The sequence below is a fragment of the Spartinivicinus poritis genome (genome assembly GCF_028858535.1).
Classification (GTDB): Bacteria; Pseudomonadota; Gammaproteobacteria; order Pseudomonadales; family Zooshikellaceae; genus Spartinivicinus; species Spartinivicinus poritis.
Genome location: NZ_JAPMOU010000018.1, coordinates 40,289 through 57,721 on the forward strand (window position 1 = coordinate 40,289; position 17,433 = coordinate 57,721).

Here is a 17,433-nt window from a genome sequence, read left to right on the forward strand (position 1 = left end):
AGGGTAACTATGTCCGAAAATTCGCAGCAACAATCTCGCCTTAAAGAGCTTATCGCGCGCGGCAAGGAACAAGGCTATCTTACTTATGCCGAAGTAAATGACCACCTACCAGAGGATATCTCAGATCCAGATCAAGTGGAAGACATAATCCGCATGATCAATGATATGGGAATTACGGTTTATGAAGCTGCGCCCGACGCAGATACCCTGCTATTAAATGAAGCAGACACAGACGAAGCAGCTGCTGAAGAAGCTGCTGCCGCACTGGCAGCTGTGGAGCAGGAAGCAGGGCGTACTACTGACCCCGTACGTATGTATATGCGGGAAATGGGAACAGTTGAGCTACTAACCCGTGAAGGTGAGATCAGCATAGCCAAGCGTATCGAAGAAGGTACGCGAGACGTAATGAATGCCCTTGCGTATTTCCCCGGCTCGGTCCTAAACGTTCTAAACGAATACGACAAAATCGTAGAAGAAGAAGGCCGCTTAAGCGACCTATTTAATGGTTTCATCGATCCCGACTCTGAAACAGAGGCCGCTGTTCCTGCAACAGAAGAAGAGGAAGATGAAGCACTAATAGCCGATCTCGAAGACGATGAAGACAGTGATGATGAGGACAAAGAAAGCGGTCCTGATCCAGAAGAGGCCAGAATTCGTTTTACAGAGATAAGAGAGCAACTGGAAAAAGTCATCTCTGCCACAGAAAAGCATGGCAGAAATAGCAAAGAAGCAGGTGTAGAACTGGAGCAGTTAGCGGCTTTATTTATGCCAGTTAAGCTAACACCCAAGCTATTTGACTTACTGGTTTTTAGAGTTCGTAACGCATTAGAGCGAATTCGCTACAACGAAAAGGCGATCATGCATTTGTGTGTTCGCTCTGCAAAAATGCCACGTAAGGAGTTTTTAAAAGCCTTCCCAGGCAATGAAACGAACCTTGATTGGTGTGATACATTAATCGGCAAAAAAGCTAAGTACGCTGAAGGCATTGATATATTCAAGCCTGAAATTCAACGCTCTCAGAAAAAGCTGTTGGCTATTGAGGAAGAGTTTTCCTTAACTATTCCTGAAGTGAAAGAAATCAATCGTCGCATGTCCATTGGTGAAGCACGAGCACGCCGCGCCAAAAAAGAAATGGTCGAGGCCAACTTGCGTCTGGTAATTTCTATTGCCAAGAAATACACCAACCGTGGTTTACAGTTCCTTGATTTAATCCAGGAAGGCAACATTGGTTTGATGAAAGCCGTTGATAAATTCGAATACCGTCGCGGTTATAAGTTTTCAACCTATGCCACCTGGTGGATTCGACAAGCAATTACCCGGTCGATTGCTGACCAGGCTCGGACTATTCGTATTCCGGTACACATGATCGAAACCATTAATAAGCTAAATCGTATTTCACGACAAATGCTGCAAGAAATGGGTAGAGAAGCAACACCGGAGGAACTGGCTGAGCGAATGGAAATGCCCGAAGACAAAATCCGCAAAGTACTAAAAATCTCGAAAGAGCCTATTTCAATGGAGACGCCTATTGGTGACGATGAAGACTCCCACCTGGGTGACTTTATCGAAGATGCTACCATTGAATTACCGGTTGACTCTGCCACAATTGGTGGCCTAAGAGAAGCAACACGAGAAGTACTGTCTGGATTAACAGCACGAGAAGCCAAAGTGTTGAGGATGCGCTTCGGTATCGACATGAACACTGACCACACGCTAGAAGAAGTGGGTAAACAGTTTGATGTTACACGTGAACGGATCAGGCAAATTGAAGCCAAAGCCTTACGTAAACTACGCCACCCTACTCGCTCTGACCACCTCAGAAGCTTCCTGGATGAGTAGAACCCGCTGTTTATTTCAAAATTAAAACCAAGGGCGCCTATCGGCGCCTTTTTTATTGTCTAAAATAAACTTGCACAACATCACATGCTGACATATTATGTCGATATATCTCAATCATATACACGTAGTAACAAAAAGCTAACTAATAAGCTAGTTACTGCATTTTATCAGAAGTAAGGAACACATATGGATGTCACTAAGCTGGCAGAAAAGTTTAACGCTTTGTCATATCACGACACCTATCATTTCGACTGTCAGCCTATACCAGGCGCCCCTCCAGTGTTACAAGTCACTGTAAAGGAGCTGGATGAACTACCGGTATATGTCACTATTACCAGCCAACAAATACTATGCATTGTTTATTTGTGGACGGAGCAAGAGGTTAAAGTTGACAGTAAAGAAGCATTATTAAATACGTTACTAGAGCTTAATGTACCGATGCCACTTTCTTCTTTTGCTAAAGCAGACGACAAGTATCTTGTTTATGGCGCTTTATCGCTACAGTCCAGTTTTGAAGATATATTGCATGAAATTATTACGCTTCACGATAATGCCATGGAAGCCACTAGTGCTTTAGCAGAATATTTAGTGTAACCAAGGTGTATTATGAATCTAATTAAAGCTTTTTTAAGCAAACTAGAACAGTCGCTCAATAGCTTAGAGCAGCCCACGGTTCATTCAGCAGAAGAAATCAATAATATTATTAAAGAAAATGCTGCAACACTAAAAAAACTTAAACAAACACTGGCAAATAAGCAGCCTCTGGTAACGGAGCTACAGCAACATAAAAATGATAAAGCCAAACAGCTGGCACATTTAGAAAAAGAAATTGATCATTTATTATCAACCGGACATGAAAGTAAAGCATTATTAAAATCAGAACAAAGCGCTACGCTTTCCGTTGCGTTAGAGGCTATCGAAGCACAATATAATGATCTAACTAGTCTGATTGAAAAAACCAGGCAAGCTATTGAAAGAAGTGAACATGCACTGATAGAAGCACAACGTGAACGACTTATTCAAACAAATATTGATGGCGTTAGCCAGATAAACCTCGCCGTCTCCGAGCATTTAAAAAAAACCAGTCAACCACTGGTGACAGCCAGCTGCATAAAAGACAAAGGGCTAACAAGACATAAAACCACAAAAAACAATCAGCCATCCTGGTGTAATGGCACTATGCATAACATAGCCCAAAACACCGAGGTTAAAACCATTCGTCAGTTAATGCAGCCAAAAACTTAACTTAATTAATCCACCTGACAAACATACGCATTTTTTATGACTAAAGACACCAAGCTTCCAGAAAAATGGCAACAAGAAAAGAAAGCACTTAAAGCTGTACAGGTTGCTTTCGATTTGGGAACTGAAATTCAGTTACAAATCCGCCGAGAAGCAGTCGATAGAGGCATAAACCCTTCAGATCGAGTTAGACAAATACTTGGTTTGCCCGTTCATCGAAAACCACAGCGACTGAGACTATCTATCTCATTAACAGAAGAGGATTTTTTATTCCTAGCGGACAAATTTAATCTCGATCCTGGTAATAAAGTAGAAATAAAACATTTAGCTGCTGAACTACTAGTAGACCATGTTTCTAAACCCCAAACCGAATAGCAAGGCATTTATATATGGAAACCTTTTTAAGCACCATCATTTCATTTCCAACTGCTATTTACACGACGTTATTAGGTATCGTTCTTTGTTATTGGCTATTTGCACTGATAGGAATGATGGATATTGATATCTTAGATGGTGATATGGATATTGATGCTGACGGTGATATTGATGGTACAGCAGGTATTAGTGGCCTAATGGTTACTCTTGGCTTAACTGGTGTCCCGATTACTATCATTATTTCATTTTTAGTATTTTGGGGTTGGCTATTTACCTATTTTGCATCGTTATTTTTACTACAATTATTACCTTTTAATTGGCTGCAGTGGCTTGTTGGCGCAGGTGTTATTGTAATTAGCTTTGGTCTATCCATTATATTAACCGCACGCTGTATCAGGCCACTAAAACCCTTTTTTAAAAGCCATCATCATCAAGAGTCCTTGGTTGGTAGACAATGTGTTATTAGCACCAGCAAAGTAACTGAAAAATTTGGTCAGGCTATTTGCGACCTTGGTAGTACTGAGCTGATTATTAATATTCGTCACAAAGAGCCCAACTCATTAAAAAAAGGAGACAAGGTGACAATTTTAGAGCATAACAAAGAACACAACACCTACACTGTCAGTGAACTAGATTTAATTGATTAATCCAAAAAAATTATTCAGCCCCCAATATTAAGGAGTAAAGAATGGACTGGTTATCAACCGCAATGCCTATCTTCGTATTTATCGGAATTGGTGTAATAGTCATTTTTGCAATACTTGCACTCGTAAATAAGTTCTACGTTAAAGTTGAGCAAGGGGTTGCCATGATTGTTAACACCATGCGAAAAGAACCTGAAGTTACTTTTACTGGCCGTTTGGTGTTACCTGTTATTCATAAAAAAGAGTTTATGGATATTTCACTTAAAACCATCGAAATCAGCCGTAAAGGTACCGATGGCTTAATTTGTAAAGATAATATCCGTGCTGATATCGTGGTCGCTTTTTTTGTTAGAGTGAACAAGAATGCTAATGACGTCTTAAAAGTAGCAGAACGAATAGGCTGTAATCGAGCATCAGATCAAACCACTTTGGAAGAGATGTTTAGCGCAAAGTTTTCTGAAGCTCTGAAAACGGTGGGCAAGCAAATGGATTTTGAAGATCTCTATCGTGAGCGTGCCCAATTTAGAGAACAAATTATTGAACAATTAAGCCCTCCTGATAATGATTTAGGTGGGTACGATTTAAGTGATGTCGCTATTGATTACATCGAGCAAACCCCTCTTACCCAACTTGATGATCACAATATCTTAGACGCCCAAGGAATTCGAAAAATTACCGAGCTCACAGCGCAACAACATGTTCGTACAAATGAGTTGCAGCGTGAAGAAGAAATGCAAATTAAAAAGAAAGATGTTGAAGCTAAAGAAATGATTTTGGAGCTTGAGCGCCAACAAGCCGATGCAGAGGCCAAACAACAACGAGAGATCGCTTCAGTAAAAGCGCGGGAGCAAGCTGAAATTGATAAAGTACAAGCTGAAGAACAGTTAAAAGCTGAACGCGCTCGTATCGAAACCAACCAGGAAATTGAAGTCCAAGAACAAAACAAGCAGCGTGAAGTTGAGGTTGCCGAAAAAAACCGCGAGCGAGCTTTAGCCATTGAAACGGAAAAAGTTGAACGGGTCAGAGAATTAGAAGTCATTTCCCGTGAAAAAGAAGTAGAGTTGCAGCGCATCGCTAAAGAAAAAGCCTTAGAAGAAGAGCGTAAAGCTATTGCTGATGTAGTACGTGAAAGAGTCGCTGTTGATCGCACAGTTGCAGAAGAAGAAGAACAAATAAAAACCTTACGGGTAGTGGCTGAAGCAGATCGACAAAAACAAGTGACCGTCACTGATGCTGAAGCGGAAGCAGAGCAAGCCTTAGTTAAGCAAATTAAAGCGTCTGAAGCGGCAGAACAATGTGCACAACATGAAGCTAAACAAAAGCTCACCTTAGCCCAAGCTAAACTGGAAATTTCCGAAAAAGAAGCGCAAGCCAAAGTTCGCCTGGCAGAAGGGGTTAAAGCAGAAGTTGCGGCACCAGGGCTAGCCCAAGCCGAGGTTGAAGAAGCAAAAGCGTTGGCTTTAGAAAAAACCGGCTTAGCAGAAGCCAGTGTATTGAAAGAAAAAATGCAAGCAGAGGCACAGGGTGCAGAACAAGTTGGGCTTGCAGAAGCGAAAGTTACCGCTGAAAAGATGGCTTCCGAAGCAAAAGGTCAGGAAATGCAAGGCATGGCTGAAGTAAGAGTAAAAGATGCCGATGCTGATAGCGAAGAAAAGCAAGCCTTGGTGCAAGTGAAAGTCAAAGTGGCTGAAGCGGAAGCGATTGAAAAACAAGGCCACGCCGAAGCTGAAGCTATTCGTCAGCGCTTTAAAGCAGAAGCCGATGGCTTACGTGAGAAGTTCGATGCGATGACCAGCATGAGTGACGTAGCCCGTGATCATGAAGAGTTTAGAATGAAGCTGGATACGTCTCATGCTGAGAAAATGGCTGAAATTGATATCAGTAAAGACATCGCAGCCTATCAAGCACAAGTGCTGTCTGAGGCTATGAAACAAGCCAAAATCGATATTGTTGGCGGCGGCGGAGATTACTTCGACTCGTTTGTTAAGTCACTTTCGGTAGGTAAAGCGATTGATGGTGCCGTAGAGAAGTCCTCAACTATCCAACAAGTGGCGGGTATTCTCACTCACTTTTTAGCTAATGCAACCAATAAAAAAGACACTGAAGCTGCTAAAAAACTACTCGAAGCGGCTAAAGAAAAACTGCAACCCGGTGATGATAGTTAATCACTAGGTATCAAGGGCAGTGAATTATCATTGCCCTCTTTTCTCCTTGTTATAGTGTCTTTTTACAACATCTCCATTGCATGGCAAAGAGGTATTCTACAGTGGAAGTCAACTCAGCAGATCAACAACTTGCCCAAGCCGTCAGCCAAGACGGTGCCTATGATATTTTACGCAAGCGGTTAGAAGAACAAGCAGAACAGTTAAAGCAAAAATCGGCTTCCCTCAACCAGCAACGCATTAATACTTTTGGTCAAACTCAATTAGAAGTTATTGGTCGTACTCGCGCCCGCACTGAAAATAATTGTGTTGCCAGGGATATTGTTCGCATTGGTAAGAAACTGCTATTTGGTTACAATGTTTATATAGGCCTTAAGCAAGAAACCAGTATAGAGGATGTTTTTGCGTTATATCAGTTAAAAGAAGAAAATAATGAATTTCAACTTGAAGAAGTCCCTATTAAGGGCAGCTTTTTAGACGACACTAAATTCCAGGAAGACTTTAACGAATTATATACCTACTACAAACAAGCAACACTTATTCAATTGCGTGTCTCAGAATCCAGCCTGCTGGCCGCTTTTCAAATTGGCAAAAAAATTACTGATATTCGGGTATTTCGCTGGCAAATCACCAAAGACCACATTCAATATGTTGATAACCGTGGTGAACGAGATTTTACCCTTCCCCCTTCCCACGACTTTGAATGGACTAAAACCGGACGAGAAGATCACGTACTTGGTGATCACCCCCACATCAATATTCTAAACAAACTGTTTGTTGAAACTATTAATGGTGATCTAACAGTAAAAATAGAAGACAATACCGACACAGGGCAAGGGATTTATAGCGAACCAGTAGAAGATAAACATCAGTCGCTGGATGATGCTGAAGTCTACTTTGCTGAGTTAGGCCAGTTAATTCTATTAAAAATAAAACCCTATCGTGAGCAGCAATGGCGCTACCTGGTATATAACGCCCTACTCGATACTGTGATAAGAATTGATCAAATTGGCCTGTCTTGTCTCCAACTACCTGAAGACCATGGTATTATTTACCCAGGCGGTTATTACCTGCCCGGTGGCGAACACAAAACTTTCAGCTCAATCAACACGGATAACTTAGAGTATAAACGCACGATAAAAGCCCCCAATGGCGAAGATGTACTTTATGTCTTTTATGAAGCTGAAGAAGGCCGCTTCGTCCTTTGTTCTTATAACCTAATTCAAAAAGAGCTGGCCAACCCAATAGAATGTCATGGTTACGGTTTGTACCCTGATGGCAAAATGGTCATTTTTACTACAGCCAGTACTGAGCCTACTCGGATTCATCCGATGCAGGTTTGGCAAACCCCCTACTCCTCTGACGAACACGCAGCAGCCCAAGAAACTGCTGGTGGATTTCTAGCCACCATTGGTAATGCTGAACTGGTTCGTGCTGTATCCGACATTTTTAGTATATCTAAAGCGGTTTTACATTTAAGCCCTAGCACTAATGTGTATGAAGGACTAATTGCTCAATGCAAGGTACTGTTTGATAATTATTACTGGCTAGACGAAGCAGCTGTTGATCATCTTGCAAAAGATATCCATACCATCGTTGAAACAGCAGAGATGGTTTTAGATGAGTTTGAAAAAGTTCAGCACATCCAAAAAACAGCTAAAAAGGTTTTAGAAGAAGCAGAGACCAAACAAACAGAACTGATTCGTAGCCTGACCCCAGAGCGTTGGAACAGCCCCGATTTATTTGTTAATGCCTTGGATGGTTTAAAAAAGCATAAAGGCCATCTTTTAACAATCCAGGACACTCGCTACATTAATCAAACACACTTACAAGGGCTTAATGAACTACTTGATAGTAAGTTGGCTGAAATCAGCCAGGCAACAGTAAAATTTATCAGTTCAGACCAAGCACTAACCCCTTATCATGAAAAAATCACGGAATTAGACACCAAAGCCGGCCAGGCTGAAAACGTTAAAACATTACAAGAAACCTTAGACACTATCGAAGAAACCGCCAGTGGCTTGGATTTATTGACCAATATGTTATCAACATTGGATGTTGAAGATGCTCCACAACGCACTGAAATATTAGAAACTATTTCAGAAATTTATGCCAAGCTCAATCAAACTAAAGCCAGAGCCAATAATCGGCTAAAAGAGTTAAGCAGCAAAGAATCAGTTGCAGAGTTTGGTGCACAATTCAGGCTATTTTCTTTGTCCATTACTAATGCCTTAAGCTTGACTGATACACCAGAACGCTGTGATGAAGAATTATCCAAGCTGGCAATCCAATTAGAAGAAATTGAAACCCAATTTGCCGAGCATGATCAGTTTCTTGCTGATATTTTGCAAAAGCGCGAAGAGTTGTATGACACCTTTGAAACAAGAAAACAAACCTTATTAGAAGAGCGCCAACGTCGGGCTCAAAGCCTTTATGACTCCGCCAAACGCGTATTAACGGGTATTGAACGGCGCAGTCAAACATTTAACGATACAGAGCAAATTAATACATTCTTTGCTTCAGATACGATGATTCTAAAAGTTCATGACCTGGTCAAACGTCTGGCTGAACTCAAAGAGTCAGTAAAAGCCGATGAACTAAGTGCCTCATTAAAGAGTATTAAAGATCAAGCGCTAAAAACCCTGAGAGACAAACAGGATATCTATGAAGAAAGTGGTCAGGTCATTAAACTGGGTAAACATAAATTCAGTGTTAACACCCAAACCTTAGATACCGCTATTCTTCCCCGTCAGGATGGTTTGTACTTACACTTGACCGGTACCAATTTTTATCAACCACTTGTATCGGAAGGGTTAAACCAGTTAAAAACTTACTGGCAGCAAAGCCTGGTGTCTGAAAATGATCGCGTTTATCGTGCAGAATATCTGGCTTATCAATTTTTACAGGCCGCTGAACTACAACAAGAAGGCATGAGTAATGAAAAGCTGCAAAAGCTATTACTTAATGAATCAGACTTGCTAAAAGCCGTTCGCGACTTTGCCAGCCCTCGATACCAGGAAGGGTATGAAAAAGGGGTACATGACCACGATGCGGTAAAAATTATTCAGAAGTATACCAGTCTTAAAGATACCCAACAGCGTCTTAGCTATTCAGCACGTGCCCGTGCTGCCGCAGCGTTATTCTGGGTATACGGCTTGGATAAAGAACAACAAATCAGCTTAAAAAGCCAAGGTTATACCGCAAAACTACTGATTGAAAACCTGAACAGCAACCAAGCTTATCTTCAAGCAAAAAACGCTATTGTCGAGCAACTACAACAATTTAATGAAAACCAGTTATTAGCTTTTAGCGACTCAGAAATTGATAATGCAGCCAATTATTTAATTGAGTCATTGGGGGATAGCGATTTAAAATTTACAGTCAGTCAACAAGGCGTTGAACTTGCTCAACAGTGCATGCAGTTTCTTGAGAAAATTAATCATCGCCGTCAGCTGCTGGATACTCTAGCCCAACTAAAAAACCAATTAAAAGAACAGTGGCTGCTGGTCAATGCCTGGTTAGAAGCCTATAGCCAACAACAAACAACTGACTATGCTGATATTATTCTGGCAGATGCAACCAGCTATATTTTGCTAGAGCACGACATTTCATTTATGACCGTTGCCTTTCAAGCAGAACAACAAATTAATGACTTGCTAGGTGATCACCCTTTAATTAATAGCAGTACCTTAAATTTTAATCTGGCAGAGTTTAACGATCGACTCACGCATTTTAATTTAACCGATGTACCTGCATTTAAACGTTTTGGTGAACTACGCCATCAATTAATGGAAGAACAACGAGAGTCTCTTCGTTTAGATGAGTTTAAACCCAAACCTTTAGCTTCTTTTGTACGTAACAAACTTATAAATGATGTGTATTTCCCTATTATTGGGGATAACCTGGCTAAACAAATGGGCACAATAGGTGATAATAAGCGTACAGATTTAATGGGGCTGTTATTGCTTATTTCACCACCCGGATATGGTAAGACTACCCTCATGGAATATGTGGCTAATCGGTTAGGACTGATTTTTATGAAAATCAACTGCCCTGCCCTAGGCCATAATGTATTATCCCTTGACCCACAAGAAGCCCCCAATGCCACTGCTGCCCAAGAGCTGCTAAAGCTCAATTTAGCTTTAGAAATGGGCAATAATGTCATGCTTTACTTAGATGACATTCAACACACTCATCCTGAATTTTTACAAAAATTTATCTCCCTTTGCGATGGTACCCGTCGTATAGAAGGGGTTTGGCAAGGCAAAACCAAAACCTATGATATGCGCGGGAAAAAGTTCTGTGTGATTATGGCAGGCAACCCCTATACCGAATCAGGAGAAGTATTTAAGATTCCCGATATGCTAGCCAACCGGGCTGATATCTATAACCTGGGTGATGTATTAAGCGGCAGTGATCAGCAGTTTAAACTTAGTTATATTGAAAATGCACTTACCTCAAACCCAGTGCTAGCGCCACTTGCTAATCGTGACATGGCTGACATTTATAAAATAATTGCCATGGCACAAAGTAAAGAACAGTCTTCCAGCGAATTAAGCTATCAATACAGTTCAGCAGAGCTAGATGAAATTGTTGCCGTACTGCAGCGGTTATTTAAAATCCAGGATGTGGTGCTTAAAGTTAATCAAGAATATATCCGCTCAGCAGCTACAGCCGATAAGTATCGCACAGAGCCACCTTTTAAATTACAAGGCAGTTATCGCAATATGAATAAGATGGCTGAAAAAGTGGTTGCGATTATGAATGAAGAGGAGCTGCAATCACTAATCGGCGACCACTATTTAGGCGAAGCCCAAACCTTAACCAGTGGAGCAGAAGAAAACTTACTTAAACTTGGCGCTTTACGTAATAGCCTGTCTGATACAGAAAAAAACCGCTGGCAACAAATTCAAGAAGAATTCCAGCGTATTCAGTCACTGGGAGGCGATGACGCTGATAGTATTATGCAAATGGCTAACCAAGTAGTCACTATTAACCGCAACCTTCAAACCATTAACAGCACACTGGCCAGCCAGCAAGGTACCAGCACTTGGCTAGAACAATTAACTGATCAATTACAAACGGTTGGCCAACACTTGCAACAGTCTAGTCAACAACAAGATCAAAGCATGGCCATATTAAATAAGCAAGTTAATGGATTAGTTACTGTATTAACTCAGGTGGGAAAACAACTCACCAAAGTAGATAGTGGTGCTAAATTAGCAAGTGGCATACAGACATTAAGTCAAGCTATTACCGAAAAACAAGCTAATATTCAAATTGTTAATCAGCCAAGTGAAAACTTGGAGGATATTATCCGTACCTTAGCGATGACTATCGAAACAAGTTTTATGCCGGTAGTAACATCAATGAATCATAAAATTGGGCTTGACCAAAATATACTACGTAAGGTGAACGAACTCACTCATCGTCTACAACGCTACCAGACACCTAAGCCAGGCTCAAAAACAGCAAAACCTTGATCAGTAACGAATAAAATTTATTAACAGATTTCACATAAAGAGGATTAAATATGGCAAACCACGAAAGCCGTGATTATTTAGAGCTAGCAACCTACGCAGCCGAAGCATTTAGTAATGATGGTACATTAAATCATGAAGAATTTAATAAAATGATGGACATTGTGTTGCGGGATGGCAAAGTAGACAATAATGAAAAGCGTGTACTTAGCAATATTTTTGGCCGCATTAAAGAAAATGAATTACCGGTAGATTTAGCCGCGAAAATTCAGCAAGTAAGAGATCAACACGGTATTTAATCTTACCCTTTGCGAAGTATTAAGGGCTTATCATAGCCCTTAATCCCTCTCTGGTAATTCAGTTTGCCAGGCAAGTTTATTGATAGGACTATTAAGATCTTGTTTTAGTCGCTCGATTAAATAAAAGCCATGTAAAGCATTCTCTTCACTAATATCAAAACGCCAATATTGTCGACCAACAGCGTAGCTGTGGTAATATTCCATCCAACTAGTAAAATGTGGCTGGATAAGCCCTGCCACCCGATACATTTCTATCCAGCCCTCTTCATAGGTGAGATATAGCTGGAAATCTATAATGTGGCATAGAATGGATGACCCTATACTCACTGATAGCACGCTTTATGATGAGAGTAGCCATGTCACTTTATGATTTTCCAGCTATAACCAATGACAATACCTTTTTTTAACATATTAATATAACGTCCCATATCCCATGACATAATTCCAGCTGCATTTAGTTTACCTATATTGTTGTATACCAACTGCAGCCTGGCATATTCATCTACATCCTCTTTATACTGCTCAATATATATCAGTTGTTCTTTATCGGTTAATAACCGCAAATAGTTAAGCCTAGACATAAAACCCGCATTATGTCCCCCTTCATCAACTAACCACTTACCCATATCTAGCAAACTGTCATGATCTGTTACTCCCCAATAGCGTTGGTGAGACTGCTTCCATGCTTCAATATTTTCTTCTGTTTGTGCGCAGCCAAACAGCGTGTCTAGTCGCTCATGATTTTGACAGCTGAGCATACTAGATAGTCCTATAGCCCAAAGTTCTGCTGCTGTTAACTGGTCAGGATTATAAGTATTTAACTTATTACCAGGCTTCTTCATTTCAAGCCTCCTTATTCATCACTGATTTGTGCTGCAGCATCTTGCATCTGTTTATGCTCTGCTAATTCAGAAGGGTGCCAAGTATCACCACCCACCTGTGGTTTATCAACCAACTGAGGGGGAAAAGGTAATATGACTTTGCTTGCAATCAAAGCACTCGGTTTATGGCGAAAAAGCCCAAAGTACTTCCATTTTACTGACCAGGTTAATTGATTAACCTGATCTTTTATCGCGTAAGCTAAGATTTCCAACCATTGTTTTCTTGGGCTATTTTGTGGCTCTAATGCCAATGCTTGCTCAATAGAATGAGAGGCTTCATCTTGTAAACCTACATCCCTTTGAATAATACTTAAATAAGCGTAAGACATAGCACAGTCAGGTTCTTTTGCTAACGCTTGTTTAAATGAGTTAACAGCAGCTAGTTTATCTCCATTGTAATAAAGGCTGATACCACGTAAAAAATAAGCACCATAGGCATATACCAATTGTTCTTGTTCTGCTATTTCAAAAGCCTGATTTAAATAATAAAACCCTTTTATTTTCTTATTAAAATGCAACGCTAATAAACCAAGCTGAAGATATGACCAAAACGCATGGTCTTTATATTCAGCTAATTGTTTGAGTATTTTACGAGCTAAAAAATATTGTTTTGTTTTTAGCAACAAATACGCTAACCAAGCTCCCATATCAGATATTTGATATTGATTAAAGCCATGTCGATAAGCAGCCATTGCCTCATTGATCATACCACTGTATCGGTATGTTTCTGCTTGAAGCCACAAAGCACGAATATGTTCAGGGTTGTTTTTTAAAAACACCTGCAACTCAGCTAGTACTGTTTGATTTTCCCCTAACGCCAAATAGCAGGCAAAGATTTCAACCCGAGCAGATTGATTAGTCTCATCGATTTCCACACAGTGACGATAACTATTCATCGCCTGTTGATACTGGCCTAGTTGATATTGACTGTACCCCAGTCGAAACCAGTAAACACTGTTATTGTCTTCTTGAGCGACAACCTGTAGATATTCCTGAGCAGATTTTTCATATTGATCCGTATCGTAATAGTACTTTCCTCTGGCTGCATAATAGTCAATGTTATTAGGGTCTAGCTTGATAGCCTGGTTAATAAAGGGTAAACATGTATGTGAGTCTTCCTCTTCTACTGCTAAAAGACAAAATGCCAGCTGATAAAAAATATTGGCCGTAACAAATCTATTACCCGACAATTGCCTTAAAATAGGTAGCGCTTCTTGATACTGTTGCTGACTAACAAATAAATTCGCTTTAGCCGCTAGCAGTTGTTGTTGCTCTTTGTCAGTTTTATCCAGCTTTTCCGCCTGCTCAATAGATTGTGCTGCCTCAGCAAAGTCTTGTTGATAAATTTGTGCCTTAGCTAAAATAAGCCAGTAGTAAGTACTAAAGGTTGCTGATAATTGATTTTGCCTAGCAACCTGCTCTTTTTTTGCCAGCAAGAACAACAGCTGTATATCCAGTGGGTTTTGTTCAATTAATTGACTGAGTGAGCAATAGATATCATCTAAGGTTTCCTTATCTAGCTCACAATGCAATACACACTCAATTAACCCTTTACGAGCAGCAAGCTGCTCTGGATTAATATTTAACGCAGCCATAAAAGCTCGGCTCGCAGCTTCCCAATTTTGTTTACGTTGCTCTAGATGTCCTATTCTAAGTAAAAAATCATAGTCCTCATTTGTCAGCTCAAAACCAGCATAATAACAGTCTAGTGCCTTATCAAAACGATCAACCCGCTCAAATGCGTTGCCTAGTAGCCTTAATAAATAAGGATCTTGCTTATACAAATCGTAGGCTTGTAATAAGTATTCAAATACTTTATCAGTATTATGATTGACCAGTGCCTGACGACCAGCCCAACGCAACTCTATGTAATGATCTGCCTTATTGCTCGGTAAGTCCTGTAAAAACTCAAAACCAGGAAAGCCCAACGGTTGCCTAACTAAAGCAAATAATCGTCTAACGTCTGCTTCATCATATTGTTTAATTAATTGCAAATACTGTTCATACCAGTCAAACTGTTTTTCCAAGTAGGCTAAAATATTCGTTGGAAGGTAGTAATTTTCTAATAAAAAAGCGAATAAAACCTCACTGATATGGAGTTTTTTATCAAGTGTCCAATCAGGCAAATTTGCTAATAATTGCTGCCATTCTTCAAGTTGAATACGACGAGGGAAGTCAGCATATAATACTTCTAACTGAGTAAGAAAGTCATCTTGTTGCGCGACAAGAGCCGGCGGCTCATCTTTTTGGTTGCGATCTGTTTCCAGGGACTCTTTTTCTAGAGGCCCGCTTTCTGAGAGCTCTGCTGCTAAGGGCTCTGCTTCTATAGACTGAGGTTGATCAAGCAGCCCCGCCTGTGCTTTCAATTTTGCTGTTTCCAGCGCCCCTCGAAGCTCTTCAAATAACATCTGCTGGGTTGCTAAATCCAGCTGTTTTAGTTTAGTAGCATAGGCACGCTTAATTTGTTTAAGATCGCCTGTCGGCTCAATGCCAAGGGTTTCCCAACAACTCATAATAAATGTAATTCTGCTTCTATTTCATCAAATAACTGGTTTAAGTCCCTATTCAACTGCCGTATTTTTTTTATATCTTGCTGCGCTAGCACCGTTTCAAACTCCATTAACAGCTCACCAATATAGTCTCGCTGTTCACCCAATGCTTGCTCATAAAGACGCTCTCCCCTAGCCATTAATAAACGGTTTTCCATGCTATCACGTGGGTGGATTTTAATTTCAGATAAAGCAGCAAGCTTTGTGGCAATTTCTGCCGGAGTAAGCAAGCCAGGATACTCTTCAATAACAGTTGTTGCCTGTTGCCCAGTTGATACGACTTTAACCTCTACTTCTAAAATACCATTCACATCGTAGGTAAAACGTATATCAACTGCTTCTTCACCAGCTGGCTTTGGGGACACCTCTATCATTAAATTACCCAGCTTAATATTATCCTTAACTCGTCGGCTTTCTCCCTGATAGATTTTTATATTTACTTTTGTCTGCTGGTCAGAGGAGGTTGTAAAGCGTTCAACTCGTGAAGCTGGTACAGCAGTATTACGTTCAAGAATGGGACTAAAAAGCCCAGAATCATAATAACCCCCACGGTTAGATGACACTTCTACCCCCAGCGAATAAGGGCATACATCCGTCATGACAACTTCCCTTAGTGCCTGATCCTTTTGTTTTAACCCAGCCTGTACTGCAGCCCCCATCGCGACCACCTGATCTGGATTTAAATAGCAGCTTGGCAGTCGGCCAAACAGTTTTGCCACTAAAGAGCGAACTAATGCCATCCGAGTAGAACCGCCCACTAAAATCAATTCATCTACATCCGCGGGTTTTATTTTAGCATCACGCAGTGCTCGCTCTACTGGCAGCCTAAGTCGGTTAATTAATGGCTCACAGAGTTTTTCAAATTCTTCTCGAGTGATTGTAAGTAATGCCTGCTTATCATTATACTTAAACTGTATTATTGTTTGATGATGAGTGCTGAGTTGGTGTTTGGCTTGATTAACTTGATGACGCAAATGGGTATAGGCTGCCTGGTTTAATACCTCTTTATTAATGTTAACTTTTTCACAAAAATAATCTAAAAGTACATCGAGAAAATCTTCTCCACCCAAGTGATTATCACCAGCACTGGCATTAACTTCCATAACCCCATCAAACAGTTCCAGTACAGATACATCAAAGGTTCCGCCGCCTAAGTCAAAAATCATGTAATGTTTTTCAGTATCTGGACTTACCACGCCATAAGCTAATGCTGCAGCAGTCGGCTCACTAATAAGCCGCTCTACTTTTAAGCCTGCCAGCTGGCCAGCTAACTGAGTAGCACGTCGTTGCTGTTCATTGAAATAAGCCGGCACACTGATAACTGCTTCTGTCACTTCGCAACCTAAATAAGCTTCCGCATCCGCTTTAAGTGCCCGTAACACAAAAGAAGCTAAGTCCTGTGGTTTAAATGTATGATTAGCTAACGAGTATTCCTTTTCACTCCCCATATAGCGTTTGAATAACTCAACTGTAACCGCTGGATGTGTATATAAACGTTCCTTAGCTGCCTTACCAACCAGCACCTCACCATTATCATCCACCCCCACTACAGATGGAGTTAAAGCATCACCCAACACATTTGGGATAACAACAGCTTGCCCATCCTGCCAAACACTTATCAAGCTGTTAGTGGTTCCCAAATCGATACCGATGATACCCATACAGTTAACTCCCTATTCACTCAAAAACCAAAACAATAGCCACATCTACCATTCACTTGGCCCATGAATTACGCAAAAAATACGCTACTCACTAAAAAAATAATTCACTAATGTAACAAAAAACCAATGAAGGTAAGCAGAATTCAATCTGATTTTAGTGATTTAAACACTAGACAAATGTAAAAGAGAGGAGATATTAGGGGCACCAAAAATAGCACTATCATTATTGATAAACAGGCAATAACTTCACTGTGAATTACAGCACACTTATCTCAAAAAATTATCACCCGATAGCTATATA

12 protein-coding genes are annotated in these 17,433 nt (G+C 40.5%); 8 read left to right on the plus strand and 4 right to left on the minus strand.

The features are described 5' to 3' along the window. Positions 1-9 precede the first annotated feature (9 nt). The 8 genes from rpoD to ORQ98_RS14780 all read left to right on the plus strand — a co-directional run bounded on the left by rpoD (position 10) and on the right by ORQ98_RS14780 (position 12,041). Positions 10-1,839 carry an RNA polymerase sigma factor RpoD gene (gene rpoD, locus ORQ98_RS14745; RefSeq protein ID WP_274689571.1) on the plus strand — a complete coding sequence of 610 codons (1,830 nt, stop codon included), beginning with the start codon at positions 10-12 and terminating at the stop codon, positions 1,837-1,839. 186 nt (positions 1,840-2,025) lie between these two features. Further along, positions 2,026-2,433 carry a YjfI family protein gene (locus tag ORQ98_RS14750; RefSeq protein ID WP_274689572.1) on the plus strand — a complete coding sequence of 136 codons (408 nt, stop codon included), beginning with the start codon at positions 2,026-2,028 and terminating at the stop codon, positions 2,431-2,433. Positions 2,434-2,445: 12 nt separating this feature from the next. Beyond that, a complete protein-coding gene (locus ORQ98_RS14755) occupies positions 2,446-3,084 on the plus strand; it encodes a hypothetical protein (protein ID WP_274689573.1) in 639 nt (212 codons plus the stop codon). Positions 3,085-3,120: 36 nt separating this feature from the next. Continuing rightward, positions 3,121-3,456, plus strand: coding sequence for a hypothetical protein (locus ORQ98_RS14760; RefSeq protein WP_274689574.1), 336 nt, complete (start codon positions 3,121-3,123; stop codon positions 3,454-3,456). Between the two features lie 14 nt (positions 3,457-3,470). Beyond that, positions 3,471-4,103 carry an OB-fold-containig protein gene (locus ORQ98_RS14765; RefSeq protein ID WP_274689575.1) on the plus strand — a complete coding sequence of 211 codons (633 nt, stop codon included), beginning with the start codon at positions 3,471-3,473 and terminating at the stop codon, positions 4,101-4,103. A 41-nt stretch (positions 4,104-4,144) separates the two neighbouring features. Then, entirely contained in the window at positions 4,145-6,265 is a 2,121-nt protein-coding gene (locus ORQ98_RS14770; protein ID WP_274689576.1) for a flotillin family protein, read from the plus strand. Positions 6,266-6,366: 101 nt separating this feature from the next. Continuing rightward, positions 6,367-11,745, plus strand: coding sequence for a DNA repair ATPase (locus tag ORQ98_RS14775; protein WP_274689577.1), 5,379 nt, complete (start codon positions 6,367-6,369; stop codon positions 11,743-11,745). Between the two features lie 50 nt (positions 11,746-11,795). Next, the gene (locus ORQ98_RS14780) at positions 11,796-12,041 is read left to right on the plus strand and encodes a hypothetical protein (protein WP_274689578.1); all 246 of its coding nucleotides are present in this window, start codon (positions 11,796-11,798) and stop codon (positions 12,039-12,041) included. A 39-nt stretch (positions 12,042-12,080) separates the two neighbouring features. On the opposite strand, the gene ORQ98_RS14785 is transcribed toward ORQ98_RS14780, so the two are convergent. Genes ORQ98_RS14785 through ORQ98_RS14800 form a run of 4 tightly spaced genes read right to left on the minus strand, consistent with a single transcriptional unit; the run spans position 12,081 to position 17,132 of the window. Then, complete coding sequence (locus ORQ98_RS14785) at positions 12,081-12,368, minus strand: DUF1266 domain-containing protein (protein WP_274689579.1); 288 nt, start codon at positions 12,366-12,368, stop codon at positions 12,081-12,083. A gap of 32 nt (positions 12,369-12,400) precedes the next feature. Further along, entirely contained in the window at positions 12,401-12,883 is a 483-nt protein-coding gene (locus ORQ98_RS14790) for a DUF1266 domain-containing protein (protein ID WP_274689580.1), read from the minus strand. 11 nt (positions 12,884-12,894) lie between these two features. After that, the gene (locus ORQ98_RS14795; protein ID WP_274689581.1) at positions 12,895-15,435 is read right to left on the minus strand and encodes a tetratricopeptide repeat protein; all 2,541 of its coding nucleotides are present in this window, start codon (positions 15,433-15,435) and stop codon (positions 12,895-12,897) included. After that, complete coding sequence (locus ORQ98_RS14800) at positions 15,432-17,132, minus strand: Hsp70 family protein (RefSeq protein ID WP_274689582.1); 1,701 nt, start codon at positions 17,130-17,132, stop codon at positions 15,432-15,434. The genes ORQ98_RS14795 and ORQ98_RS14800 overlap by 4 nt, the downstream gene beginning before the upstream one ends. Between the last annotated feature and the right edge of the window lie 301 nt (positions 17,133-17,433).